The organism is Caballeronia sp. LZ043 (assembly GCF_031451075.1).
Taxonomy (GTDB): Bacteria; Pseudomonadota; Gammaproteobacteria; order Burkholderiales; family Burkholderiaceae; genus Caballeronia.
This window is the reverse complement of sequence record NZ_JARUXT010000003.1, coordinates 847839-872395: the sequence shown is the minus strand read 5'-3', so window position 1 is coordinate 872395 and position 24557 is coordinate 847839. Positions and strand designations below refer to the sequence as shown.

At 65.3% G+C, this 24557-nt stretch carries 22 protein-coding genes and 1 tRNA gene; 10 read left to right on the top strand and 13 right to left on the bottom strand.

Annotated features, from left to right (window positions below; translation table 11 throughout):
- Positions 1-137 precede the first annotated feature (137 nt).
- From QCE64_RS24110 to QCE64_RS24085, 6 genes are all read right to left on the bottom strand, one after another.
- Positions 138-1682 carry a 2-isopropylmalate synthase gene (locus QCE64_RS24110; protein ID WP_309808741.1) on the bottom strand — a complete coding sequence of 515 codons (1545 nt, stop codon included), beginning with the start codon at positions 1680-1682 and terminating at the stop codon, positions 138-140.
- A 347-nt stretch (positions 1683-2029) separates the two neighbouring features.
- On the bottom strand, positions 2030-2686 hold the full coding sequence (locus tag QCE64_RS24105) for a C40 family peptidase (RefSeq protein ID WP_310007353.1): 657 nt from the start codon (positions 2684-2686) through the stop codon (positions 2030-2032).
- Between the two features lie 146 nt (positions 2687-2832).
- Positions 2833-4431 carry a dipeptide ABC transporter ATP-binding protein gene (locus QCE64_RS24100; RefSeq protein ID WP_309916916.1) on the bottom strand — a complete coding sequence of 533 codons (1599 nt, stop codon included), beginning with the start codon at positions 4429-4431 and terminating at the stop codon, positions 2833-2835.
- Positions 4428-5549 (bottom strand): ABC transporter permease, encoded by a 1122-nt coding sequence (locus QCE64_RS24095; protein ID WP_310006593.1) that lies wholly within the window; start codon positions 5547-5549, stop codon positions 4428-4430. The genes QCE64_RS24100 and QCE64_RS24095 overlap by 4 nt, the downstream gene beginning before the upstream one ends.
- Position 5550: 1 nt before the next feature.
- Complete coding sequence (locus QCE64_RS24090) at positions 5551-6594, bottom strand: microcin C ABC transporter permease YejB (RefSeq protein ID WP_310006591.1); 1044 nt, start codon at positions 6592-6594, stop codon at positions 5551-5553.
- A 25-nt stretch (positions 6595-6619) separates the two neighbouring features.
- A complete protein-coding gene (locus QCE64_RS24085) occupies positions 6620-8494 on the bottom strand; it encodes an extracellular solute-binding protein (RefSeq protein ID WP_310006588.1) in 1875 nt (624 codons plus the stop codon).
- Positions 8495-8724: 230 nt separating this feature from the next.
- Here QCE64_RS24085 and fabI point away from each other — a divergent pair, with 230 nt between their 5' ends.
- The gene (gene fabI, locus QCE64_RS24080) at positions 8725-9522 is read left to right on the top strand and encodes an enoyl-ACP reductase FabI (protein ID WP_309808755.1); all 798 of its coding nucleotides are present in this window, start codon (positions 8725-8727) and stop codon (positions 9520-9522) included.
- Between the two features lie 104 nt (positions 9523-9626).
- Here fabI and QCE64_RS24075 read toward each other — a convergent pair whose 3' ends face one another.
- The 3 genes from QCE64_RS24075 to QCE64_RS24065 all read right to left on the bottom strand — a co-directional run bounded on the left by QCE64_RS24075 (position 9627) and on the right by QCE64_RS24065 (position 12095).
- Positions 9627-9998 (bottom strand): hypothetical protein, encoded by a 372-nt coding sequence (locus QCE64_RS24075; RefSeq protein WP_309916924.1) that lies wholly within the window; start codon positions 9996-9998, stop codon positions 9627-9629.
- A 255-nt stretch (positions 9999-10253) separates the two neighbouring features.
- Positions 10254-10592 (bottom strand): hypothetical protein, encoded by a 339-nt coding sequence (locus QCE64_RS24070; protein WP_310006585.1) that lies wholly within the window; start codon positions 10590-10592, stop codon positions 10254-10256.
- Between the two features lie 189 nt (positions 10593-10781).
- Positions 10782-12095, bottom strand: a complete 1314-nt coding sequence (locus tag QCE64_RS24065) for an MFS transporter (RefSeq protein ID WP_309919758.1) — start codon at positions 12093-12095, stop codon at positions 10782-10784.
- Between the two features lie 163 nt (positions 12096-12258).
- Between QCE64_RS24065 and QCE64_RS24060 the strand changes: the two genes are divergently transcribed.
- The 9 genes from QCE64_RS24060 (at position 12259) to QCE64_RS24020 (ending at position 20061) form a co-directional block, all read left to right on the top strand.
- Complete coding sequence (locus QCE64_RS24060; protein WP_309916930.1) at positions 12259-13038, top strand: GntR family transcriptional regulator; 780 nt, start codon at positions 12259-12261, stop codon at positions 13036-13038.
- The gene (gene mdcA, locus QCE64_RS24055; protein ID WP_310006582.1) at positions 13035-14711 is read left to right on the top strand and encodes a malonate decarboxylase subunit alpha; all 1677 of its coding nucleotides are present in this window, start codon (positions 13035-13037) and stop codon (positions 14709-14711) included. The genes QCE64_RS24060 and mdcA overlap by 4 nt, the downstream gene beginning before the upstream one ends.
- Positions 14712-14716: 5 nt before the next feature.
- Positions 14717-15583: a triphosphoribosyl-dephospho-CoA synthase gene (locus QCE64_RS24050; RefSeq protein WP_309916936.1), complete on the top strand. Its 867-nt coding sequence runs from the start codon at positions 14717-14719 to the stop codon at positions 15581-15583.
- A gap of 30 nt (positions 15584-15613) precedes the next feature.
- Positions 15614-15916 (top strand): malonate decarboxylase subunit delta, encoded by a 303-nt coding sequence (locus QCE64_RS24045; RefSeq protein WP_310006580.1) that lies wholly within the window; start codon positions 15614-15616, stop codon positions 15914-15916.
- The gene (locus QCE64_RS24040; RefSeq protein ID WP_309916942.1) at positions 15913-16755 is read left to right on the top strand and encodes a biotin-independent malonate decarboxylase subunit beta; all 843 of its coding nucleotides are present in this window, start codon (positions 15913-15915) and stop codon (positions 16753-16755) included. Before QCE64_RS24045 ends, QCE64_RS24040 begins: the two co-directional genes overlap by 4 nt.
- Complete coding sequence (gene mdcE, locus QCE64_RS24035) at positions 16752-17567, top strand: biotin-independent malonate decarboxylase subunit gamma (RefSeq protein ID WP_310006578.1); 816 nt, start codon at positions 16752-16754, stop codon at positions 17565-17567. Before QCE64_RS24040 ends, mdcE begins: the two co-directional genes overlap by 4 nt.
- Complete coding sequence (locus tag QCE64_RS24030) at positions 17567-18196, top strand: malonate decarboxylase holo-ACP synthase (RefSeq protein WP_310007351.1); 630 nt, start codon at positions 17567-17569, stop codon at positions 18194-18196. The genes mdcE and QCE64_RS24030 overlap by 1 nt, the downstream gene beginning before the upstream one ends.
- A complete protein-coding gene (gene mdcH, locus QCE64_RS24025) occupies positions 18193-19128 on the top strand; it encodes a malonate decarboxylase subunit epsilon (RefSeq protein ID WP_310006576.1) in 936 nt (311 codons plus the stop codon). Before QCE64_RS24030 ends, mdcH begins: the two co-directional genes overlap by 4 nt.
- 165 nt (positions 19129-19293) lie before the next feature.
- Positions 19294-20061, top strand: coding sequence for a M48 family metallopeptidase (locus QCE64_RS24020; RefSeq protein WP_309916950.1), 768 nt, complete (start codon positions 19294-19296; stop codon positions 20059-20061).
- 129 nt (positions 20062-20190) lie between these two features.
- Here QCE64_RS24020 and QCE64_RS24015 read toward each other — a convergent pair.
- The 4 genes from QCE64_RS24015 to QCE64_RS24000 form a co-directional block, all read right to left on the bottom strand.
- Positions 20191-20284: transfer RNA gene (locus tag QCE64_RS24015), tRNA-Ser, on the bottom strand.
- 163 nt (positions 20285-20447) lie between these two features.
- Positions 20448-21698, bottom strand: coding sequence for an aspartate kinase (locus tag QCE64_RS24010; RefSeq protein ID WP_309808778.1), 1251 nt, complete (start codon positions 21696-21698; stop codon positions 20448-20450).
- A gap of 331 nt (positions 21699-22029) precedes the next feature.
- On the bottom strand, positions 22030-23454 hold the full coding sequence (gene tilS, locus QCE64_RS24005; RefSeq protein WP_310006573.1) for a tRNA lysidine(34) synthetase TilS: 1425 nt from the start codon (positions 23452-23454) through the stop codon (positions 22030-22032).
- A 54-nt stretch (positions 23455-23508) separates the two neighbouring features.
- The gene (locus QCE64_RS24000; protein WP_310006571.1) at positions 23509-24480 is read right to left on the bottom strand and encodes an acetyl-CoA carboxylase carboxyltransferase subunit alpha; all 972 of its coding nucleotides are present in this window, start codon (positions 24478-24480) and stop codon (positions 23509-23511) included.
- Positions 24481-24557: the final 77 nt, after the last annotated feature.

Below are 24557 nucleotides of genomic sequence, written 5' to 3'. Positions count from 1 at the left end.
CGCATCAAGCTGAAGCTAAAAGGGCTGAGTCCTGTGATGTACAGAACTCAGCCCTCACGGCCCTAGCCCAAAACTGTCCAACTTTGCGGGGTCAGTTCATCGCGAGGGCTTTTTCATGTCTGCAAGACGTGCCGGAATCACAGCTGCGGGTTGAGCTTCTCGACCTTCGAGTGCAGCTTGTTCAACGCAGCCAGATAAGCCTTCGCCGACGCCGCGACGATATCCGGATCCGTGCCCACGCCGTTCACGATGCGCCCGCTCTTCGACAGACGCACCGTCACTTCACCCTGCGCCTGCGTGCCGGTGGTGATGGCGTTGACCGAATACAGGACGAGTTCCGCGCCGCTGTCCACCTTCGATTCGATCGCGTGCAGTGTCGCGTCCACCGGACCGTTGCCGCGCGCTTCGCCCGTGACCTCGGCGCCTTCCACCGCGAACACGACCTTTGCCTGCGGCTGCTCGCCCGTCTCGGAATGCTGCTTCAGCGACACGAAGCGGAAATGCTCCTTGGCCTGCGCCTCGGCGGATTCCTCGGAGACGATCTGCATGATGTCTTCGTCGAAGATCTCGGCCTTGCGGTCCGCGAGTTCCTTGAAGCGCGCGAACGCGGCGTTCACTTCGCCTTCGGACTCCAGCTGCACGCCCAGTTCTTCGAGACGCTGCTTGAACGCGTTGCGGCCCGAGAGCTTGCCGAGCACGATCTTGTTCGCGGCCCAGCCCACGTCTTCCGCGCGCATGATTTCGTAGGTGTCGCGCGCCTTCAGCACGCCGTCCTGGTGAATGCCCGACGCGTGCGCGAACGCGTTCGCGCCGACCACCGCCTTGTTCGGCTGCACGACGAAGCCGGTGATCTGGGAAACGAGCTTCGAGGTCGGCACGATCTGCGACGTGTCGATGCCGAGATCCAGACCGAAGTAATCCTTGCGCGTCTTGACCGACATCACGATCTCTTCCAGCGACGTATTGCCCGCGCGCTCGCCGAGACCGTTTATCGTGCATTCCACCTGACGCGCGCCGCCGATCTGCACGCCGGCCAGCGAATTGGCGACGGCCATGCCGAGGTCGTCGTGGCAGTGCACCGACCAGACCGCCTTGTCGGAATTGGGCACGCGCTCGCGCAGCGTCTTCACGAGATTGCCGTAGAGCTCGGGCACGCCGTAACCGACCGTGTCCGCGATGTTGATGGTGCGCGCGCCTTCATCGATGACCGCTTCAAGGACGCGGCAAAGATAGTCGATGTCCGAGCGGCTGCCGTCTTCCGGCGAGAACTCGACGTCGTCGGTGAACTTGCGGGCGAAGCGCACGGCGAGACGCGCCTGGTCGTAGACCTGCTCCGGCGTCATGCGCAGCTTCTTCTCCATGTGCAGCGCCGACGTGGCAATGAACGTGTGAATGCGGAACTGGCCGGCGGGCTTGAGGGCGTCGGCGGCGCGCTGGATGTCCTTGTCGTTGGCCCGGGCCAGCGAGCAGACCGTGCTGTCCTTCACGAGCGAGGCGATGGTGTGGATGGCGTCGAAATCGCCGTTCGAGCTGGCCGCGAAGCCCGCCTCGATGATGTCCACCTTCATGCGCTCCAGCTGCTTCGCGATGCGGATCTTCTCTTCCTTCGTCATCGACGCGCCGGGGGACTGCTCGCCATCACGCAAGGTGGTGTCGAAGATGATCAACTTGTCTGCTGCCATGTTGGGCTCCAGTGGGGAGAGTGTTCAAGTGTTGGGAATGACGCGCGGAAATGCAAAAGGGAATTCGGGTGTTCGCGCCACCGCTGGCGTCGAAAACCTGACAGGACGAGCAGACGGGAGGCGAGAAAGATCAGCGCGGTAGGCGCGCTAGTAGCGATAGTGCGCGTAGCGACGCACCAGCTTGGACCGACAGGAAGGGGAACAGGAAAAAACGCATTCAAAAACTATAACGGCTTTCCGAAGCGCGTGCAATCAGGCGTTCCGTTCGCTGAATCTCAAGGCCGCCAAAAACAAAAAGCCTGCGTCCGGTCAGGAGGCAGGCTTTCGATTTTCCTTCACAGCGGCAATCAATATCCGCCGATGCTCGCGCTCACGCGCTGGCGCAATTCGGAACCGTCGCCGATTTGCGCGTTGTCGATCCGGCGCGCGCCCTGGAAACGCTTCTCCCAGTAGCCGTCTTCCATGTCGTCGACGCGGATCGTGCTGCCGGTGGACGGCGAGTGCACGAACTTGTTGTCACCGATGTAGATGCCCACGTGCGAGAACGAGCGGCGCATCGTGTTGAAGAACACGAGATCGCCGGGTTTCAGATCCGACACGCGGACCTTCTCGCCGACGCGGCTCATTTCCTCGGCGCGGCGCGGCAGCGTCATGCCGAGCGTGTCCTGAAACACGTAGCGGACGAAGCCGCTGCAATCGAGACCGGAATCCGGCGAATTGCCGCCCCAGCGATAACGCACGCCGATCATGTTGAGCGCGCCTACGACGACGTCGCCCGCCTTGCTCGCCATGCCCGACAGAAACGACTTTGCGCCGCCCTGGCTGCTGGCGGCGTCGGTGTTTGCGGTATCGATGGATCTGGAGGAGAAAAGGCCGTTGCCGGCATTCTGGCTGCTACTGCTGACTTCGTCGGCGAACGCGCCGGAAGTTGTTGTCATCAGGAGGCCGATCAACATGCCCGCGGCGGCGCGCGCGCATGTCTGAGTCAACGATAGTGGCTGCATCGGTCGGTAGGTTTTACAATTAAAAGCTGTTAAATCAGGGAGATAGCAGAAAGTTTGGAAGGATACTAGCCACAAAGTATTTACCTGTCAAAAGAAATAGAAAAATACAATTGAGACGGGCACCCAATTGGTGAAAAAGAAAGATTTTAGGATTCGAGGGCCGCGCTCAGAAGCTTTCGCGTGTATTCGTCGGAGGGGTTTGAAAAAATCTTCTCTACCTCGCCCGACTCCACGATAAAACCATTTCGCATCACCGCGACGCGATGTGCCATCGCGCCGATCACCTGTAAGTCGTGGCTAATAAAGACGTAGCCCAGGTTGTGCTTCTTCTGAATGTCGGCGAGCAGCGCCAGGACTTGAGTCTGGATCGACACGTCGAGCGCGCTGGTGGGTTCGTCGAGGATCAGGATGCTCGGTTCGAGCACCAGCGCGCGGGCGATCGCGATGCGCTGCCGCTGGCCACCCGAGAACTCGTGCGGATAGCGCGTGAGCGCCGAGCGTTCCATTCCGACTTCCCGCAACACCGCCACCACCCGTGCCTGGCGCGCGGCGGCATCCAGTTCCGGGCGATGCAGCGCCAGCCCCTCGCCGACGATCCGCTCGACGGTCTGCCGCGGCGACAGCGAGCTGAACGGATCCTGAAACACCACTTGCAGATTGGAGCGCAGCGCGGTTTGCTCGCGCCCCTGGAACTCGCTGAGCGCGCGGCCCTGGAACTGCACCGCGCCGTGCGAGATGCGTTGCAGGCCGAGCAGCGCCATCGCCAGGGTGGACTTGCCGGAGCCCGATTCCCCGACGATCCCGAGCGTCTCGCCCTGCCGCACCGTCAGCGTGACGTCGTCGACGGCCTTGAAGCGGCCGCGCCGGAACCAGCCTTGCAAGCCCGGCAGGCGCGTCGGGTAAGCGACGGAGACGTTTTTCGCGTCGAGCAGGACGGGCGCGATCGGCAGCACCGGCAGCACGCTGCGCTTCGGCTTGCTGGCCAGCAGCCGCTGGGTGTACGGATGCTGCGGCGACGCGAAGATGCTTTCCACCGTGCCGCTCTCCACCAGCACGCCCTTCTCCATCACCGCGACACGCTCCGCGAAGCGCCTGACGAGATTCAGGTCGTGCGTGATCAGCAGCACCGCCATGCCGCGCTGCTGGGCTTCGTCGCGTTGCAGTTCGAGCAGCAGTTCAACGATCTGCGCGCGAATCGTCACGTCGAGGGCCGTCGTGGGTTCGTCGGCGAGCAGGAGGCGTGGACGGCACGCGAGCGCCATCGCGATCATCACCCGCTGGCGCTGGCCGCCCGACAACTGATGCGGATAGCTGTCCACGCGCCGCTCGGGCTCCGTGATGCCGGTGCGCGCGAGCAGTGCGATCGCGCGGCGGCGCGCCTCGCGCGGCGTGGTGCCGTCGTGCAGCTGGATCGTCTCGCCGATCTGGTCGCCCACCGTGTAGAGCGGATTGAGCGCCGTCATCGGCTCCTGGAAGATCATCGCGATGTCGGAGCCGCGCAGGCCGCGCATCGCGCGCTCGCTCTTGTCGAGCAGCTCTTCGCCGGCGAAGCGGATCGAGCCGGACAGTTCGGCTTCGCGCAGCAGCCGCAGGATGGACAGCGCCGTGACGCTCTTGCCCGAACCCGATTCGCCGACCAGCGCCACGCGTTCGCCCGCGTGGATCTCAAGATTGACGCCGTCGACGGCCAGCGTGTCGCCGAAACGCACGCGCAGGTCTTTGATGGACAACAGCGGTTCGTTCACTGCCCGCCTCCGGCTTTCACGGCATCGGCGATACGCGTGTCGAGCGCGTTGCGCAGCGCATCGCCCATGAAGGTCAGCAGGAGCAGCGTCGCGACCAGCACGCCGAAGGTGGACAGTGAGATCCACCAGGCATCGAGATTGGCCTTGCCTTGCGCGAGCAACTCACCGAGCGATGGCGTCGGCGACGGCACGCCCAGCCCGAGAAAGTCGAGGCTCGTCAGCGCGAGAATGGCGCCGCTCATGCGGAACGGCAGGAACGTGATGACCGGCGTGAGACTGTTGGGCAAGACGTGGCGCCAGATGATCTGCCAGTTCGAGAGGCCCATCGCGCGGGCGGCGCGCACGTAATCCTGCGTGCGGTTGCGCAGGAACTCGGCGCGCACGTAGTCCGACAAACCGATCCAGCCGAACAGCGACAAGAGGATGATCAAAAGGATCAGGCTCGGCTCGAAGATCGACGCAAAGATGATGAGCAGGTATAGCTCGGGCAACGCGCTCCAGACTTCGATGAGCCGCTGCCCCGTGATGTCGATCCGCCCGCCGAAATACCCCTGCACCGCGCCCGCGACGACGCCCAGCAGCGTGCCGATCGCCGTCAGCACGAGCGCGAACAGCACCGACACGCGAAAGCCGTACACGAGCCGCGCGAACACGTCGCGGCCGCGGTCGTCGGTGCCGAGCCAGTTCTCGCGCGACGGCGGCGCCGGATTCGAGCCCTTCGAGAAGTAGTTGAGCGTGTCGTAGTAGTAGTGATTCGGCGGATAGATCGCGAAGTTGCCCGGCGCGCTGAAACGGTCGCGCACGTAGGGATCGAGATAATCGGCGGGCGTGGGGAAGTCGCCGCCGAACGTGGTCTCCGCATAGGTCTTCACGAGCGGAAAGTACAGATGCCCCTGATAGCGCACGACGAGCGGCTTGTCGTTTGACCACAGCGGCCCGGCGAGGCTGATGACGAACGCCACGACGAACACGACGAGGCTCCAGTAGCCCAGCCGGTTGCGCTTGAAGCGCTGCCACACGCGCCGTCCGGGCGGAATGGATTTTTCGACGCTGAGCGGCCGGGCGTCGCTGCCGTGTGCGTCGCGCCGTGAGGAGCGGGATGAAGCGGCTCGATTCAAATCAGCGCTCCAGTTGTTCGAATTGAATGCGTGGATCGACCCAGACGTAGCACAGGTCCGAGATGAGCTTCGTGGCGAGGCCGATCAGCGTGAAGAGATAGAGCGTGCCGAGCACCACCGGATAGTCGCGCCGCACCACGGATTCATAGGACAGCAGGCCGAGCCCGTCGAGCGAGAACAGCGTCTCGATCAGCAGGCTGCCGGTGAAGAACGCGCCGATGAACGCTGCTGGAAAGCCGACGATCAACGGCAGCAGCGCATTGCGGAACACGTGCTTCCACAGCACGCGGCGCTCGGAGAGGCCCTTCGCGCGCGCGGTCAGCACGTATTGCTTGCGGATCTCGTCGAGGAAGGCGTTCTTGGTGAGCATCGTGACAATGGCGAAGCTGCCCACCACCGAGGCCGTCACCGGCAGCGTGATGTGCCACAGATAATCGAGAATCTTGCTGCCGAGCGACAGCGTGGCCCAGTTGTCGGAGGTGAGATTGCGCAGCGGGAACAGTTGCCAGAAGGTGCCTCCGCCGAACAGCACGAGCAGCAGCACGCCGAGCACGAAGCCTGGAATCGCAAAGCCGATCAGCACGATCAGGCTCGTCGCGACATCGAACTTCGAGCCGTTCCTGACCGCCTTCGCGATGCCGAGCGGCACCGATATCAGATAGGTGATGAAGAAGGTCCACAGGCCGATGCTGATCGACACCGGCAGCTTCGACACGATCAGCGACCACACGCTCTGATGCCTGAAATAACTGTCGCCGAGATCGAAGCGCGCGAACTTGCCGAGCATCAGCACATAGCGCTGCAGCGGCGGCTTGTCGAAGCCGTAGAGCTTCTTCAGTTGCTCGACCTGCTGCGCATCGACGCCCGTGTGCGTGCGCAATCCGAAACCACCGCCGCCCCCTTCGGACTGTCCGCGCCGCAGGTCGTGCACCGCCTGCTCGACCGGACCGCCCGGCACGAACTGGATCACGACGAAGGTCAGCGTCAGCACGCCGAGCAGCGTCGGGATCATCAACAGAATGCGTTTAAGGATGTAGCTCCACATGGCGCGCCCTATTCGGCTAAATCGGCTATTGGGTTGGCGCCGCGGGCGCGTGCTGCGCCCACCACGTCGAGATGATCCATTCCTCGGCGCTGTAGTACAGCGGCAAGGTCGACGGATACGCCAGCGTGTTGCGATACGCCACGCGATGCGTCGCCGAGTACCAGTGCGGCACCACATAGTAGCCGTTCATCAGCACGCGATCGAGCGCGTGGGTGGCGTCGACCAGCTGCTCGCGCGTCTGCGCGGACACCACCTTCTGCAGGATGACATCGACGGCCGGCGACTTCACGCCCGCCAGATTGTCCGAACCCTGCTCGTTCGCCGACTGGCGGCCGAAGCGCGACACCTGTTCCGTGCCCGGCACCTGCACGTCGGGCATGCGCACGCTCGTCATGTCGAAGTCAAAGGCATCGAGGCGCTTCTGGATCAGCGCGTAATCCACGGTGCGGAAGTTCATCGTGATGCCGAGCTTCTGCAGATTGCGCCCGAACGCGGCCGCGACCGGCTCCATCGACGCGCCGCCGCCGGTATCGTCGAGGATCTCGAAGACGAAGGGCTCGCCTTTCGCGTTGCGCAGCGCGCCGTCGCGATAGGTCCAGCCCGCCTGCGCCAGCAGCTCGCGCGCCTTGATCAGATTGGCGCGCAGCGAACCGGGCGGATCGGTGTCCGGCTGGCGCGGCATCGGGCCGAACACCGACGGGTCCAGTTGCGCCTTCAACGGATTCAGGATGGCGAGCTCGCCTTCGCTCGGCAGGCCCTTCGCCTGCAGGTCCGTGTTGACGAAGAAGCTGTCGATGCGCCGGTACTGGTTGAAGAACAGCTGCCGGTTGAGCCATTCGAAGTCGAGCGCGAGATCCAGCGCCTGACGCACGCGCACGTCCTTGAACAGCGGCCGGCGCGTGTTCATGAAGAAGCCTTGCATGCCGGTGCCGTTGTGCTGCGGGAATTCGCGCTTGATCAGTTCGCCGTTGTCGAAGCGCTTGCCGATGTCGCGCCGCACCCAGCTGCGCGCGATGTACTCGACCAGCACGTCGTACTCGCCGGCCTTGAAGGCTTCGAGGCGCGCGGTGGGATCGCCGTAGAGCTTGTAGTCGATGTGCGCGAAGTTGTTCGTGCCGACCCGCACCGGCAGCGCCGCGCCCCAGTAGTCCGGATTGCGCCGGTACGAGATGGTGCGGCCGTTGTCGTAATGGTCGATCAGATACGGGCCGCTGCCGATCGGCTTCTGGAACGCGATCTGGTCGAACGGAACGCGCGTGCCGTCGGGCTTCATCGCCCACTTGCGCGAGAACACCGGAATGCCGCCCGCGAGCAGCGGCATTTCGCGCGTCGCGGCCTTGAACTCGAAGCGGATGGTCAATGGATCGACGATCACCGCGCGCGCGATCTGCCCGAAATACACCGCGAACTGCGGCGCGGCCAGTGGGCTCTTCAGCGTCTCGAACGAGAACTTGACGTCTTCGGCGGTGACCGGATCGCCGTTCGAGAAGCGCGCCTTCGGATTGATGTGGAAGGTGGTCGACATGCCGTCGGGCGCCACCGAGATGTCGTCGGCGAGCAGGCCGTAGGCGGTCGCGACTTCATCGGAACTGCCTGTTGTCAGGCTTTCGAACATCAGCGACAGACCCGGCGCGGGATTGCCGCGCAGCGTGAACGGATTGAACTTGTCGAAGCTCGTCAGGCGGTTCGGATTGGCGAGCACCAGCGTGCCGTCGCGCGGGGCGTCGGGGTTGACGTAGTCGAAATGCGTGAAGCCCGCCGGATATTTGGGCTCGCCATATTGCGCGATGGCATGCACCGCGAAGGCCGGACTCGCCGCCAGTGCAATCGATCCGGCCAGCCACCCGGATAGAACCAGGCGTGAGACGCTGGATGAGCGGATCGTCGGGCGAGTCGTCATGTGCCTGGGTTGTCTCTGGGCGCGATGGATGATGGAGTTGAACGCTCTGCCCGACGACTCCGCGCAGGCGCAGGAATCCTCGGCGGGGCGTTGCGATGTGAGAGAATTCTACCCAAAATCACGCGCCGTCCGGCCTGCCTTATCGGGTCCTCCCGAAGGCTGCCCGCCGGCGACTGCGCGCGGCCCTGCCTGCCCGCCCGCGCGACACTGACTTCATAGAAGGAGCATTCATGGGCTTTCTCGCTGGAAAACGGATTCTGCTCACAGGCCTGCTGTCGAACCGGTCGATTGCCTACGGCATCGCCGAGGCCTGCAAGCGCGAAGGCGCCGAACTCGCGTTCACCTACGTCGGCGAGCGCTTCAAGGAGCGCATCACTGAATTCGCCGCCGAGTTCGGCAGCGACATGATCTACCCGTGCGACGTCGGCGACGACGCGCAAATCGACGCGCTGTTCGGCGCGCTCAAGGAACGCTGGGACTCGCTCGACGGTCTCGTGCACTCCATCGGCTTTGCACCGCGCGAGGCCATCGCCGGCGACTTCCTCGACGGCATCACGCGCGAGAACTTCCGCGTCGCGCACGACATCTCCGCGTACAGCTTCCCGGCGCTCGCCAAGGCCGCGCTGCCGCTGCTGAAAGACGGCTCGTCGCTGCTCACGCTGTCGTACCTCGGCGCCGAGCGCGCGCTGCCGAACTACAACACGATGGGTCTCGCGAAGGCCTCGCTCGAAGCGAGCGTGCGCTACATGGCGGCGTCGCCGTCGCTCGGCGGCAAGGGCGTGCGCGTGAACGCCATTTCGGCCGGCCCGATCAAGACGCTCGCTGCAAGCGGCATCAAGGGCTTCGGCAAGATCCTGAACTTCGTCGAAGAAAATGCGCCGCTCAAGCGCAATGTCACGACCGAGCAAGTGGGCAATGTCGCGGCATTCCTGCTGTCGGATTTGTCGGCGGGCGTGAGCGCGGAAGTCGTGCACGTCGATGCGGGCTTCCATGCAGTAGTAGGCGGCATGGGCGCCGACGCGGAGTAACGCGCTCCCCTCGCAACGCGTGCCGTACAAACGAAAGCGCCGCCCGGAGATTCGGGCGGCGCTTTTTGTTTGGACGGCCGTGGCCTGTCCGACCTGCCTTAATGTTAATGCCGTCCGTGCGGCCCGCCATGTCCGTGCCCATGTCCGTAGCCATGTCCCGGCGGCGGACCACGATGCGGCCCGCGGCCATGCCCATGATGGCGGTAGTAATCGTTGCGGCTCCAGTAGCGACGGCCGTCCCAGTAGCGGCTGCCGTGCCAGCCGATCACCACGGGCGGCGCATACACGGGAGCGGGCCGATACACGACCGGAGGCGGCGGCGGCGCGTACACCGGCGTGGGCGCGACATACACCGGCGCCGGAATGCCGACGTTCACGCCGACATGCACATCCGCGCGCGCGGCATGCGTGCTCATCAGGCCGACGGCCGCGACGGCCATCACGCCCGTCCAGAATGTTTTCGAGTTGATCTTCATGTGCAAACGGACCTCGCTGTTGTGCTTGTTCGCTTGCCGGGAAATATAACGGAAGGCTTTCGATGCAATATTTCAGCTTTGTAAGTTGTTGCGCGTCCCGGCGTAATGTCAGGAGAAAGCTTACCTTTTGTTACATTGCACGTGGGTGAAAATTGCTTTCAAACAAACAACTGACAGCGTTTCCCCCTTTCGGGCATTGACAGAAATGAAAAAGCCACCCGCGCGGGGTGGCTTCCTCGGGGACCGGCCAGCCGGTCAGTGCCAGCCGTGATGGCCATGGTCATAGCCGTGGCCGTATCCATGCCCGTGGTTGCGGTAGTAATCGTCGCGATTCCAGTAGCGGCGGCCATCCCAGTAACGGTCGCCATGCCAGCCGATCACGATGGCCGGCTGCGCATACACGGGCGGCGGAGGCGGCGCGTAGACCACCGGCGGCGGCGGCGGCGCATAGACCGGCGCGGGTGCGACATAGACAGGCGCGGGCACCCCGATGTTCACGCCCACGGACACCCCTGCCATGGCTGCGCCGGACAACGTCACGCCACCGATCAACACGGCGCCGGCCAGCGCGGAAGCCTTCAAAACCTTGTTCATGTGAAGCCCACCTCGACGGGTTGTTTGTAGTGTTGACCGGACTATATCGGACGGATGCCGACGCAAGTGTTCGACTTGGTAACCTCCTATTACCGCCGAAAACCTTACGAAAGAAAAAACGCGCGCGGGATGAAAAAAACGGCGGCCCTGCATCGGCAGGCCGCCGTTCGACACAGAAGCGCGGCTCTCTCAGTTCGGCAGTTCCTGCCCTTTTGTTTCCGGCGCGAACGGAATGACGGCGAGTCCGACAAGGAAGACGATGCCGGTCAGCGCGATCGGCACGCCGAGCGTCTTCATGTTGAGCACCATCGCACCAATGCCGAAGTTGACGATCGCGCCGATGAAGCGTCCGACCGATGTGCAGAACGCAAAGGCGGTCGCCCGCACGCGGGTTTCGAACTGCTCCGGCAGCCACAGCGAAAACAGCGCGAAATTGCCGCCGAAGAAGCCCAGCACGACCAGCAGCGCAATGAACGGCACCAGTCCGTTCGGCAGATAGAACGCCCAGCCGAAGGCCAGCGCAATCGATGCCGCCATGCCGATGAAATACACCGCGAGCGTCTTGCGGCGGCCGATCTTCTCGGCCATCGGCGGCAGCGCGAGACAGCCGACGATAGTGCCGATGGAGAGCAGCCCCGTCGCGATCGATGCCATGCGCGCCGCGTCATGTTTGTCCATGCCGGCCTTCGTCGCCAGCTGGATGACCGCCGACGGCTCATACACCGCGCCCGCCCACAAGCCGATGATCGCCACCGTGAGCAGCACCGCCGCGACGATCGTGCGCTTGCGGTACTGCGCGTTGAAGATCGCCTTCAACGAACTCTCGTGCTTCACATGCGGCTGGGCCGTTTCGGCGTGTTGCCACTTGTCGGTTTCCTTCACGCGCAGCAACACGAGGATCGAGATCACCACCGGGAACAGGCCGACCAGGAACATCGCGCGCCAGCCGAACGCCGCGCCGATCGTATAGTTCAGCGCCGCCGCGAGGAAGAAGCCCGCGTAATAGCCGGTTTGCAGATAGCCCGCGCCCATCTTGCGGCGATCTTCCGGCCAGGCCTCGGCGACATACGTGCCGGCAAGCGCCCACTCCCCGCCGATCCCCACGCCCGCGAAGAAGCGATAGATGCCGAGTTCCCACACGTTGTGCGCGGTCGCGGCGAGCCCGGTGAAGATCGCGAACGTGAAGATGGTCGCGGCAAGCACCTTGGTGCGTCCGAAGCGATCCGCGAGCGGCCCCCAGATGAACGACAGTCCCCATCCCACCAGGAACAGCGCGAACAGGATCGAGCCTGCGAGACCGACGTTCGCCGGCGTCGCGGCATAGCCCGAGCGCGGCAGCAGTTCGGTGAGCGCGGGCGCGAGCACGAGCGCATAGATGAACGAGTCCATGCCGTCGAGCGTCCAGCCGGCCCAGGCGCCCCAGAAGCCCGTGATCTGCGAACGGTTGAGCGGTGTCTTCGCGGCGCGCGTGGCGCCTATCTCACGATCCAGCGTAGTCGGCATGGCCATGTCTCTCCGATGAAACTCAAGCGAGGATGAACGACGCGCGCTTTCGCAATCTTGCAATCTTGTTATGGCGTCTAGGGAAAGCACCGAAGACCGGTGCGCGTTTTTATATATAATATTTGAACATCGACCTCCGACAAGTCCGCACTTTCACCTAGCCATGCCCAACGACCTCGCTGCTTCCGGAAGCTCCCAGCCTGCCGCGTCGTTCCGCGATGCGCAGTTCGAACCGCGCCAGAGCACGTCGCGCTACATTGCGGATGCGCTGCGTTCGGCCATCGTCGAGGGTGCGTTGCTGCCGGGCGAACCGCTGCGTCAGGACGCCATCGCGCGGCAGTTCTCGGTCAGTGCAATTCCCGTGCGCGAAGCGTTCCGCCAGCTCGAAAGCGAGGGCTGGGTGACCATCGAGCCGAATCGCGGCGCGGCCGTCAGCCTGCAATCCGCCGACGAGGCGCGCGAGATCTATGAGATAAGGGCGTCGCTGGAGAGTCTGGCGATCGGCATTGCCATCGAACATCACACGCCCGAGACGCTGGCCGAAGCGCAGCGTCTGCTGGAGGCCGCCGAACGCGAGCCCGACCCGGCGCTCTACGTGGTGCGCAACGAGCAGTTCCACATGAGCCTGTACGCGCCCGCCAACCGGCCGCGCCTGATGGAGCTGATCGGGCAGATGCACCGGCGCGGCGAACGCTACTTGCGCCTGAAGCTCGGCTTGCCGATCCACAAGGACGCGTCGGATGCCGAACATCGCGCGATCTTCGCCGCGCTCGCCGCCCGCGATACCGAACAGGCGCAGACGCTGGTCGCGCGCCATCTGCTCGCGACGGGCGACCTGATCTACCGCTTTCTCGCCGATGCGCAAGCGCTCGCTCACTTGAGCCACAAGAAGAAAAAGCGCCGCGCCTCTTCCCGAACGCTCACTCCGAAGGCCGACCGATGAATTCGTCCCTCCCCGCTGACGCTCCCCGCGACAGCCGCAACTGGAACACGCGCGCGCAGGAAAAGGCGCGTCGCCTGAAACTGATCGAGCCCTGGCTGGACGGCGCGGTGCTCGATCCGGCGCATATCGTCGATGCGCTGGGCGCGCTGATCGTGACCGGCGACCGCGTGGCGCTGGAAGGCAACAACCAGAAGCAGGCGGATTTCCTGTCGCGCGCCTTTGCAAAACTGGACCCGGCGCGCGTGCACGACATCCATCTCCTGATTTCGAGCATCAGCCGTCCGGAACATCTCGCGCTGTTCGAGCAAGGCATCGCGCACAAGGTGGACTTCGCCTTCGCCGGACCGCAAAGCCTGCGCGTGGCGCAATTGCTCGAGGACGGCATGCTGGAGATCGGCGCGATCTATACGTACATCGAGCTGTACGCGCGCATGTTCATCGACCTCACGCCGCAGGTCGCGCTGGTGTGCGCGGTGCAGGCCGACCGCCACGGCAATCTCTACACGGGCGCGAACACCGAGGACACCCCGACCATCGTCGAGGCCGCCGCGTTCCGGCACGGCATCGTGGTGGCGCAGGTGAACGAAATCGTCGATGAACTGCCGCGCGTCGATATTCCCGGTTCGTGGGTGGATGTCGTCGTGCAGGCGGACCGGCCCTTTGCCGTGGAGCCGCTCTTCACGCGCGATCCGCGTCATATCGGCGAATTGCAGATCCTGATGGCGATGATGTCGATCCGCGGCATCTACGACCGCTACGGCGTGACGGCGCTCAATCACGGCATCGGCTTCGATACCGCGGCGATCGAACTGCTGCTGCCCACTTATGGGGAAGCGCTCGGCCTGAAGGGCAAGATCTGCACGCACTGGGCGCTCAACCCGCATCCGACGCTGATCCCCGCGATCGAATCCGGCTGGGTGCAGAGCGTGCATTGCTTCGGCAGCGAAGTGGGCATGGAGGATTACATAGCGGCGCGCCCGGACGTATTCTTCACTGGCCGCGACGGCAGCCTGCGTTCGAACCGCGTGTTCTGCCAGCTCGCGGGCCAGTATGGCGTGGACCTGTTCATCGGCTCGACCTTGCAGATGGACGCCGACGCCAATTCCTCCACCGTCACGCTCGGCCGCCTGGCGGGCTTCGGCGGCGCGCCGAACATGGGACACGATCCGCGCGGCCGGCGCCATTCGAGCGAAGCCTGGCTCAAGCTGCTGAAGAACGACGGCCCGAATCCGCAGATCGCGCGCGGCCACAAGCTCGTCGTGCAGACCGCCGAGACTTACAAGAAAGGCGGCGAGCCGACCATCGTCGAGTCGCTGGATGCCATCGCGGTCGGGGCGAAGAGCGGCATGCCCATCGCGCCCGTGATGATCTACGGCGACGATGTCACGCACGTCGTTACCGAGGAAGGCATCGCGTATCTGCACGCAGCCGAAGGTTTCGATGAACGACGCGCGGCGCTTGCGGCGGTCGCGGGCGTGACGCCCATCGGCATGCGCGCCGATCCCACGAAGACGGCCGAGCTGAGACGGCGCGGCATCGTTGCGTATCCGGAGGATCTCGGCGTGCGGCGCGGCGAAGCGAAGCGCTCGCTGCTGGCGGCGCGCAGCATCGACGATCTCGTCGCGTGGTCGGGCGGTCTGTATGCGCCGCCCGCGCGCTTTCGCAGCTGGTGAGCGCGATGAACGCCCTGCCCCTGCTGCATGAAGAAGCGCGCGAGCTTGCACTCGAACCGGCGGTCATCGCCGCTCACGCGCGCGCTGCGCTGATCGCCGAGGCGCGACTGACGCCTAAGCCCGCACTCGTCGATCAACGCGGCAGCGGCGCACATCGCGATCTCGATCTGGACACGATGCTGCGTTCCGCCGCTGCACTGCACCCGACCTTTCTCGCGATTGCACGCGCGGCATCGCGGGCGCGGCCGTCGCAGGCGCTGCGCGAGCAACTGGCGCGCATCGGCCGCGAAGGTGAAATCGCGATGATGAATGCCACCGGCGGCAGCAACGCGCATCGCGGCGCGATCTGGATCGTCGGCTTGCTGTGCGCGGGCGCGGCCTTGCATGCACCGCACGACAGCGCGGCGATCTGCGCAGCCGCGGCGGACATCGCGTGTCACGAGGACCGCTATGCGCCGCCGTCGGCGTCGGCGAGTCACGGCGCGCGCGCGAGTTCGCGGTATCAGGTGGCCGGCGCGCGCGGCGAAGCCTGCGACGGCTTTCCGCATGCACGGCTGATCGGCCTGCCGGCGCTCGATGCCGCGCGCGCACGCGGTTGCTGCGAGACCGACGCGCAACTCGATGCGCTGATCGCGATCATCGCGTCGCTCGACGACACCTGCCTGCTGCATCGCGGCGGCCGGCGCGCGCTCACGGCGGCGCAGGACGGCGCGCGCATCGTGATCGCACGCGGCGGCGCCGGCACCGATGAAGGCCGCGCCGCGCTCGCGCAACTCGACGACGCGCTGGTGGCGCTGAATGCATCGCCCGGCGGCGCCGCCGACCTGCTCGCGGCGACACTCTTTCTCGACAGTCTCAGGCGTCTCGATTGACGCGCATCGAAGCGTAAAGAGGAACGAACGATGGAAAACATGCGATACGAATATCCCGCCACACGGCCCGTCGCGCGCCGCGCGCACGTGGGCGTGGTCGGCTCGGGCGATCTGGAAGTGCTGTTGTCGCCTTCAGAATCGATGCAGGCGGAAGTCTTGATCCGCACGAGCGTCGATGGTTACGGACATGTGTGGAAGAGCGTGCTCGACCGCTTCTTCCAGCGTTACGACGGCGCGGCGAAGATCGAACTGAACGACTTCGGCGCGACGCCCGGCGTCGTGATGCTGCGCCTCAACGAAGCGGTGGAAGCGAGCGAAGGAGACGCGCCATGAATGCCCACGACACCTTCCTTGCGCGCCACAGCTTCATCGAAATGGGCGCGCGCGACCGCGCCCGCGCGCTGCTCGACCCGGGCAGCTTCCGCGAACTGCTCGGTCCGTTCGACCGGCTCGAATCACCTTGGCTCGCGATGCAGGACATCGTCTGTCAGGCCGATGACGGTGTGGTGATCGCCCGCGGCTTGCTCGGCGGCGAACCGGCCGTGATCGCCGCGATCGAACCCGCGTTCCAGGGCGGCAGCATCGGCGAAGTGTCGGGCGCGAAGATCGCGGCCGCGCTCGAAATGGCGGCGAGCGAATTCGAAGCGGGACGGCCGGTGCGCCCGGTCGTGCTGTTCGAGACCGGCGGCGTGCGCTTGCAGGAAGCAAACCTCGGGCTCGCGGTCATCGCCGAGATTCATGCGGCGATCGTCGCGCTCAGGCGTCATGTGCCGGTGGTCGGCGTGATCGGCGGCATGGTGGGCTGCTTCGGCGGCATGTCGCTCGCGGCCGCGCTCTGCACCGAACTCGTGATGACGCGGCAGGCGCGGCTCGGCATGAACGGGCCGGAAGTCATCGAGCAGGAAGCGGGCATAGAGGAACTCGATTCGAGTGACCGCCGCCTCATCTGGTCGATGATCGGCGGCGAGCAACGCGTGGCGGCGGGACTCGCGGATACGCTGGTCGAGGACGACGCCGGCGAAGTGCGCGCGGCTGTGCTCGCGGCGTTCGAACGCGGCGTGCCGCAACAGCATCGCAGCGAGGCCGTCGACGGCTATCTCGCGCGGCTGGCCGAAGTGAATCCGGACGCCATCGATCCCGATACCTTGCGTCAACTGTGGGGCACATCATGACCGACGTCTACTCACGCGGCGCGCGCTGGCTCGACGCGCTCGCCGAATCCGCAGCGCCTGACCAAAGCGGTCCGGTGCGCGTCCGCGAAGGCCGTCTCGACGATGCGCGCGCCACCTTCATCGCGGTCGTGCCCGATCCGCAGAACCGCTTCCCGCGCGCAACCGACAACGTCGTCGGCCTCGAACAGGGCTGGCTGCTCGCGCGTGCGGTGCGCGCGCTCATCCATGCCGATCGCGACGCGCCCGTGAAGCGCCCGATCGTCGCCGTGGTCGATGTCAAGAGCCAGGCCTACGGACGCCGCGAGGAACTGCTGGGCATCCATCTCGCCTGCGCGGCCGCCGCCGATGCCTACGCGAGCGCGCGGCTCGCCGGACATCCGGTGATTGCGCTGATCGTCGGTCCGGCGATGTCGGGCGCATATCTCGCGCACGGCTATCAGGCCAACCGCATCGTCGCGCTCGACGCGCCCGGCACCGCCGTGCATGCGATGGGCAAGGAAGCGGCGGCGCGCGTCACCCGGCGCAGCGTCGAGAGCCTCGACGCGCTAGGCGACACCGTGTTGCCGATGTCCTACAAGATGAGTGCCTACGCCAGGCTCGGCTTGCTGCACGAATTGCTCGAAGGCATCGATGCCGATGCGCCCTCTTCCGCCGACATCGCGCGCGTGCAGGCGTCGCTCGCGGCGGCGGTGCGGGATGCGCGGGATGGACCGCGCGACCTGTCGAACCGGCTCGCCTCCGCCGATGCGCAGCGCACGCGCGCGGCGTCCATCGAGGTGCGTCGCCGCATGCGCGAGCAGTGGCACGCGTGATGAAGCACGCGCCGCGTCCGCACGACTTGCTGCGGCTCACGCCGGACGCGCCGCCGTTTGAAGGCGCGCCCGGCTGGGTCGCGGCGGCGCTTGCGCGCGCGCCGTTCGTCGTGGTGCGGCGCGCGCCTCCGCTCGGGGGAAAGCTGGCGGTGGGCGTGCGCGGCAGCGTGCGCGGAGAGCGCTTTGGCACGTGGCTGGACGTTGGCTGGATCGAGGCGAAGTTCACACCTGAAGACTTGCGGACGTGCGAACCCGAACCCGCGCGGCGCGCGCTTCCTGCGTTCACGCTGATGCGCGGCATCGCCGGCATGCTCGATGATCGCGCGCTGCGCTGGGGACCGGCCGGCAGCGCGGGTTTCGAACTCGCGAGCGGTGTGCCGGCCATCACGCCGGCGAGCGATCTCGATCTCATCCTGCGCGCCGATACGCCGCTGCCGCGCGACGACGCGTCCGCGCTCTTCGATGCGCTTTCGCAGGCAGCGCAGCGCTATGGCACGCGCATCGACGTGCAGATCGAAACGCCTGAAGCCGCGTTCTCGCTCGCCGAATACGCGCGCCCGCAACTGCGTGTGATGTTGCGTCACGCCGCAGGCCCGCGTCTCGTCGACGATCCTTGGGCCGCGTCATGATCGCGTATCTGTTTCCCGGACAAGGTGCGCAGACGCCGGACTTCCTGCACCGGCTCGGCGGCGCGGATCCGCATCCGGCCATTCGCAAGACGCTCGACGAAGCGTCCGAAGCGCTTGGCGTCGATGTGCTCACGCTCGACACTGCAACCTCGCTCGCCTCCACCGTCGCGGTACAGGTGACGCTCGTGATCGCGGGCGTGGCGGCGGCACGCGCGCTCGCTGACGAAGGCATCGCGCCGCACGCGGTAGCGGGCCTTTCGGTCGGCGCATACGGCGCGGCGGTCGTGGCGGGCGCAGTCGAGTTCGCCGCCGCACTCAGGCTCGTGCAACTGCGCGCGCAACTGATGGAGAACGCCTGTCCGCACGGTTACGGCATGCTCGCGGTGCTCGGCCTGAACGAGCGCGAGATGACGCGCGCGATCGCCGAAAGCGGCGCGGCGGTGTGGATCGGCAATCTGAACGCGCCGCGCCAGATCGTGCTGTCAGGCAGCGACGATGCGCTCGCGACGATCCGTGACCTCGTGCTGTCGCGCGGCGCGCGCAAGGCGGAGCGTCTTGCGGTCAGCGTGCCGTCGCATTGCGTGCTGATGGAGGACGCATCTGTTCGCCTCATCGAAGCGGCGCGCACGGTGCGCTTCGATGCACCGCGCATTCCCTATGTCGGCAATCGCGGCGCGCGTGTGCTGCGCAGCGCCGATGCGATCCGCGATGACCTCGCCACCAATCTGCGCTATCCGGTGCGCTGGCACGACTCGACCGTCGCGCTGTCCGAACTCGGCATGAGCGTGTTCGTCGAAATGCCGCCGGGCCGCACGCTCACGTCGCTCGCGGCCGACGCGCTGCCCGACGCGGCATCGATCGCGATGGAGGCGGGATCGGTCTCCAGCGCCGCCGCGCGCGTCCGCGCCGCGTGCCGTCAGCAACAGGACTGACACGCCCCTGTCTTCAAATCGTCAGGTTTTGTAAAAGTTTTGGAATTTTCGACGGATCGACGAGTCGATCTCCCTCGAGCATTCCATCTCGTCCATTTGATCGATTCGCTCGCTGCGACCCGGACGAACCGCAATCTGCCATCCGAAACCTGAGAGAAGACCACGATGACGTTCTTTCGCCTGGGCGCTGTAGCGTCCGCCGCGTCCGCTACCGTTCTGCTCGCTTCGTGCAGCGGAATGAGCAGTTTCGATCCGAACTCCCTTGCCCAGTCGGGACAGCTCGCATCGCAGGCGCTGATGCTGAACGACAGCGACGTGCGCACGCTGTCGGACAAGTCCTGCGCGCAGATGGACAAGGAAAACCAGATTGCGCCGGCAAACAGTCCGTACACGCAGCGCCTCAACAAGATCGCTACGCAGCTTGGCAACAACATCAATGGCGTGCCGGTGAACTACAAGGTCTACATGACGAAGGACGTCAATGCCTGGGCCATGGCGAACGGCTGCGTGCGCGTCTACAGCGGCCTCATGGACCTGATGAACGACGACGAGGTACGCGGCGTGGTCGGCCACGAAATGGGACATGTCGCGCTGGGCCACACGAAGCGCGCGATGCAGGTGGCGTTCGCGACGTCGGCGGCGCGCTCGGTGGCGTCGTCGGGGTCGGGGATGATCGCCAGTATTTCCGGATCGCAACTCGGCGATCTGACCGAGAAGTTCGTCAACGCGCAGTTCTCGCAGTCGCAGGAAAGCGCCGCCGATGATTACTCGTTCGATACGCAGAAGAACAAGGGTTACAGCCCGGCGGGACTGGTGACGGCGTTCCAGAAGCTGGCGTCGATCGACGGCGGCAAGTCGAGCCTGCTTGCTTCGCATCCTTCTTCGCCGGCGCGGGCGAAGCATATTCAGGAGCGGCTGGCATCGGGGAAGTAAGATCGGGCGGAGCCGATGCGATGCCATCGGCGATCACTTCGGAATCTTGATCAACACCCGCTCTTGCCCGAAGACCCAAACAAAAAGCCCCGCAAGCTTTTAACCTTGCGGGGCTTTTTCCGCCATCACTGGCGGAGACGGAGGGATTCGAACCCTCGATCCAGGTTTTGGCCCAGATGCTCCCTTAGCAGGGGAGTGCCTTCGACCTCTCGGCCACGTCTCCCAAACTTTCCGTTACGCCGGGAGTGCAGCGCAACGAGATCAAGATAATAGCGTGTCTGCTCACGCCGGTCAAATTCGCATGATGATTTTTTTAAATCGCCATGCATGACCCGGTGCTGCACCAGACAAGCCCGCGAGCCTTCACACGCCTGTCATCCTCGCACTTACGCCCGATCCAGCTCGAACGCCTTGTGCAGCGCGCGCACGGCGAGTTCGGTGTATTTCTCGTCGATCAGCACCGAGATCTTGATTTCCGAGGTCGAGATCATCTGGATGTTGATGCCCTCTTCCGACAGCGTGCGGAACATCGTGCTCGCGATGCCCACATGCGAACGCATGCCGACGCCGACCACCGACACCTTCGACACCTTCGGGTCGCCCAGCACGGTTTCCGCCTGCACGTGACCCTTGACCTGGCCGTTCAGGATCTCGAGCGCACGCGCATAGTCGCCGCGGCCGACCGTGAACGTGAAGTCGGTCTTGCCGTTCACGCTCTGGTTCTGGATGATCATGTCGATGTCGATGTTCGCATCGGCGACCGGTCCCAGGATCTGATACGCGACGCCCGGCTTGTCGGGCACGCCCATGACCGCGATGCGCGCTTCGTCGCGCTGGAACGCGATGCCGGAGATGACTGCTTTTTCCATGTTCTCGTCTTCTTCAAAAGTGATCAGGGTGCCGGAGTGCATCTCGGTGTCGAGCGGCATCAGCGGATCGGTCAGGCTGGAGAGCACGCGCGTCTTCACCTGATACTTGCCGGCGAACTCCACCGAGCGGATCTGCAGCACCTTCGAGCCGAGGCTCGCCATTTCCAGCATTTCCTCGAAGGTCACGCGGTCGAGCCGGCGCGCCTCTTCGACCACGCGCGGGTCGGTTGTATAGACGCCGTCGACGTCGGTATAGATCAGGCACTCGTCGGCTTTCATGGCCGCCGCGATCGCCACCGCCGACGTATCCGAACCGCCGCGGCCCAGCGTCGCGATATGGCCTTCGGGATCCACACCCTGGAAGCCCGTGATGACGACGACCTTGCCGGCATCGAGATCCTTGAGCACGCGCTCACCGTCGATTTCGCTGATGCGCGCTTTCGTGAACGCGCTGTCGGTCCTGATCGGCACTTGCCAGCCGGCATAACTCACGGCTTCGAGGCCTTCGGCATGCAGCGCGATGGCGAGCAGCCCGACGCTCACCTGTTCGCCGGTGGAGGCAATCATGTCGAGTTCGCGCGGGTCCGGGTCCGCCTTGATGTCCCGCGCGAGACCGAGCAGGCGATTGGTTTCGCCGGACATCGCCGAGGGCACGACGACCATCTTGTGGCCGGCCCGATGCCATTTGGCGACGCGCTTGGCGACGTTCTTGATGCGCTCGACCGAGCCCATCGAAGTGCCGCCGTATTTGTGTACGATGAGTGCCATTGTCGTTCTTGAACTGAAGGGAAAACCGCGCTTCACGCGCCAACGCGAGAGCGCTCGATACGCGCGCCACGGTGCTTCGCGAGACTTCGGAGGGTGGTGAAGCCGGCTCGATGCGGGGGGCGCTGCCGCCTGCCCGCCGACTCGTCTGGATCAGGTTGCGATCAGGTTGCGGCGCGCACGGGTGCGTGGTTGCGGACGAATTCGGGTCTTTTGAACGGCGTTGCCGCGCAAAAACACGCTGGGCGAAAACGAGTTACCGTACCCGATCGAGGCTGAAATTACAAGCCGAAGCGGCGGCGCGGACGCTTTTACCGGTTTCGGCGCGGCTTCCTCAAGCCAGCAGCAGATCCGGCCGCCAGACGATGCGCCGCAGCGGCCCGTGCGCCGCGGCCGGCGCCGCCTCGCGATTCACGCCGAGGTGCGGCACAAACAACAGCGCCTCGCCGATGAACAGCAGCGGCACCTCGCGCTTCCAGGCCGGCACGCCGCGCTCCTGGAACAGGTTCTTGAGCGTGCGGCTCGGCGCTTCGACCGCCACGCGCATGCGCTCGCCGCCTGCCCGCGAGCGCGCGACGAGCGGCGCGGCGCGCAGCACGCCCTCGCCCACCGTGTCGCCGTCGGAAGTAGCGGCCGGCTCGAACACGAACGAACCGCGCCATTGCGGCAGGCGCCAGACTTCCTCGCCCTGCCATTGCCATTCCACAGCGGTTTTCGGTGCGCCGGCGCCGGCGTCGAGATCGGGGGCATCGGCGCTGTCGCCCGCTTCCCAGAACAGCGCATTCCGATACGCCCGCAGGCAGTGACCCGCGTGATCGATCCGCAGCGCATGACCGTCGCGCGCGGCGGCGGTATCGCGCAGCTGGCGCAGCATGTCGGCGAGGCGCGCCGTCGATGCCGCCTGCAACCCGCACGCGCGGATCCAGTGCCGCATCAGGTTGATCGCGCGCTCGGGTTCGAGCGCGAGCAAGGCGTCGAGCCTGAGCGCATCCGGCTCGCCGTCATGCTCGGCCTGCGCAAGATCGATGCGCGCCAGTTGATCCAGCAAGCGCTGCGCGGACGCCGCATGCGACGCCGTGCGCGCGAGCGCATCGCGAAAGCCCGGAAAATGCACCGCGAGCACCGGCAGCACGTCGTGCCGCAGCGCGTTGCGAGCGTAGCGCGTGTCGGCGTTGGATTCGTCGTCGATCCAGCTCAGGTCGCGCTCGTGTGCGTACTGTTCGAGTTGCGCGCGCAACAGCCGCAGCAGCGGCCGCAGACGCGCGACGGCGCCATCCGCGTGCGGTGCCATCGCCGCGAGACCCGCGACGCCCGCACCGCGCAACAATTGCAGCAGCACCGTTTCGGCCTGGTCGTCGGCATGATGGGCGATCAGCAGCGCAGCCGCGCCGTGTTCGTCGCACAGGGCGTCCAGCGCGCGATAACGGGCATCGCGCGCGGCTGCCTCCAGGCTTTCGCCGCCCGCGCGCGCGACCTCGACGCGGCGCGCCGCATAGGTCACGCCGAGTGACGCCGCGAAGCGCTCGCAATGCGTGTCCCATGCATCGGCATTCAGGCTCAGCCCGTGATGCACATGGAACGCGACCATGCGCGCCGCGCCGAAGCAGCGCACGGCGACATCGAGAAGCACGGTGGAATCGAGCCCGCCGCTGAGCGCGACGGCAAGGAGGGAATGCTCGGGAAGCGCTGCGTCCGCGACCGCCGCGCGCACCGCCTCGATGACGAGGCGGCCGGCGGGTGTGTCACGGTCGGAAGTCACGATGGATTCGTGAGTGAGAGATGAACAGCGCGGTGGAAGGATGCCTCGGGCCGTTTACGCGCCCGGGATCGTTTCCTTGAACTTGCCGTAGGCCATCAGCTTGTCGAAGCGGCGTTCGCGCAGTTCGCTCGCGCTCATGCCCTGGAACTGGCGCAGCGCATCGGCGAGTCCGCGGCGCAGCAGCGCGGCCATGCCCTTCGGATCGCGATGCGCGCCGCCGAGCGGTTCGTTGATGATCTTGTCGATCAGACCGAGCGCCTTCAGGCGATGCGCGGTGAGACCGAGCGCCTCGGCCGCTTCCGGCGCCTTGGCCGCGCTCTTCCAGAGAATTGACGCGCAGCCTTCCGGCGAGATCACCGAATAGGTGGAGAACTGCAGCATCATGACGACGTCCGCGACGGCCACGGCCAGCGCGCCGCCCGAACCGCCCTCGCCGATGATCGTGGTGATGATCGGCGTCTTGAGTTCGGCCATCACATACAGATTGCGGCCGATGGCTTCCGACTGGCCACGCTCTTCCGCGCCGATGCCCGGATACGCGCCCGGCGTATCGACGAAGGTGAAGATGGGCAGATTGAACTTCTCGGCCGTGCGCATCAGGCGCTCGGCCTTGCGATAGCCTTCCGGACGCGGCATGCCGAAGTTGCGCAGCGCGCGCTCCTTCGTGTCGCGGCCCTTCTGATGGCCGATCACCATGCACGGCTGGCCATTGAAACGCACGAAGCCGCCGACGATCGCGAGATCGTCCGCGAAAGCGCGGTCGCCATGCAGTTCGTGGAAGTCGGTGAACAGCTCGCTGACATAGTCCAGCGTGTACGGACGCTGCGGATGACGCGCGATTTGCGACACCTGCCAGGGCGACAGGTTCTGGTAGAGATCCTTCGTGAGCTGCTGGCTCTTCTTCGACAGCCGCTCGATTTCTTCCGAAATATCGACAGCGGAATCGTCCTGAACGAAGCGGAGTTCTTCGATCTTCGCTTCGAGTTCAGCGATCGGCTGCTCGAAATCCAGAAACGTGGTCTTCATGTGTTCGAGTCCTGGGAAACATCGGGCAGCGCGTATTCTAACCGCGTCCGTCCCTCTAAAATTCGCGCGGGAACTAT

Bases quoted from the DNA above. Each gene is read 5' to 3' on its own strand.
- QCE64_RS24050 (WP_309916936.1), top strand. From the start codon at position 14,717: ATGAACGCCCTGCCCCTGCTGCATGAAGAAGCGCGCGAGCTTGCACTC.
- QCE64_RS24085 (WP_310006588.1), bottom strand. From the start codon at position 8,494: ATGACGACTCGCCCGACGATCCGCTCATCCAGCGTCTCACGCCTGGTT.
- QCE64_RS24040 (WP_309916942.1), top strand. From the start codon at position 15,913: ATGAATGCCCACGACACCTTCCTTGCGCGCCACAGCTTCATCGAAATG.
- QCE64_RS24105 (WP_310007353.1), bottom strand. From the start codon at position 2,686: ATGCAGCCACTATCGTTGACTCAGACATGCGCGCGCGCCGCCGCGGGC.
- QCE64_RS24060 (WP_309916930.1), top strand. From the start codon at position 12,259: ATGCCCAACGACCTCGCTGCTTCCGGAAGCTCCCAGCCTGCCGCGTCG.
- QCE64_RS24030 (WP_310007351.1), top strand. From the start codon at position 17,567: ATGAAGCACGCGCCGCGTCCGCACGACTTGCTGCGGCTCACGCCGGAC.
- QCE64_RS24065 (WP_309919758.1), bottom strand. From the start codon at position 12,095: ATGCCGACTACGCTGGATCGTGAGATAGGCGCCACGCGCGCCGCGAAG.
- QCE64_RS24090 (WP_310006591.1), bottom strand. From the start codon at position 6,594: ATGTGGAGCTACATCCTTAAACGCATTCTGTTGATGATCCCGACGCTG.
- QCE64_RS24000 (WP_310006571.1), bottom strand. From the start codon at position 24,480: ATGAAGACCACGTTTCTGGATTTCGAGCAGCCGATCGCTGAACTCGAA.
- fabI (WP_309808755.1), top strand. From the start codon at position 8,725: ATGGGCTTTCTCGCTGGAAAACGGATTCTGCTCACAGGCCTGCTGTCG.
- mdcE (WP_310006578.1), top strand. From the start codon at position 16,752: ATGACCGACGTCTACTCACGCGGCGCGCGCTGGCTCGACGCGCTCGCC.
- mdcA (WP_310006582.1), top strand. From the start codon at position 13,035: ATGAATTCGTCCCTCCCCGCTGACGCTCCCCGCGACAGCCGCAACTGG.
- QCE64_RS24070 (WP_310006585.1), bottom strand. From the start codon at position 10,592: ATGAACAAGGTTTTGAAGGCTTCCGCGCTGGCCGGCGCCGTGTTGATC.
- mdcH (WP_310006576.1), top strand. From the start codon at position 18,193: ATGATCGCGTATCTGTTTCCCGGACAAGGTGCGCAGACGCCGGACTTC.
- QCE64_RS24075 (WP_309916924.1), bottom strand. From the start codon at position 9,998: ATGAAGATCAACTCGAAAACATTCTGGACGGGCGTGATGGCCGTCGCG.
- QCE64_RS24045 (WP_310006580.1), top strand. From the start codon at position 15,614: ATGGAAAACATGCGATACGAATATCCCGCCACACGGCCCGTCGCGCGC.
- QCE64_RS24110 (WP_309808741.1), bottom strand. From the start codon at position 1,682: ATGGCAGCAGACAAGTTGATCATCTTCGACACCACCTTGCGTGATGGC.
- QCE64_RS24010 (WP_309808778.1), bottom strand. From the start codon at position 21,698: ATGGCACTCATCGTACACAAATACGGCGGCACTTCGATGGGCTCGGTC.
- QCE64_RS24020 (WP_309916950.1), top strand. From the start codon at position 19,294: ATGACGTTCTTTCGCCTGGGCGCTGTAGCGTCCGCCGCGTCCGCTACC.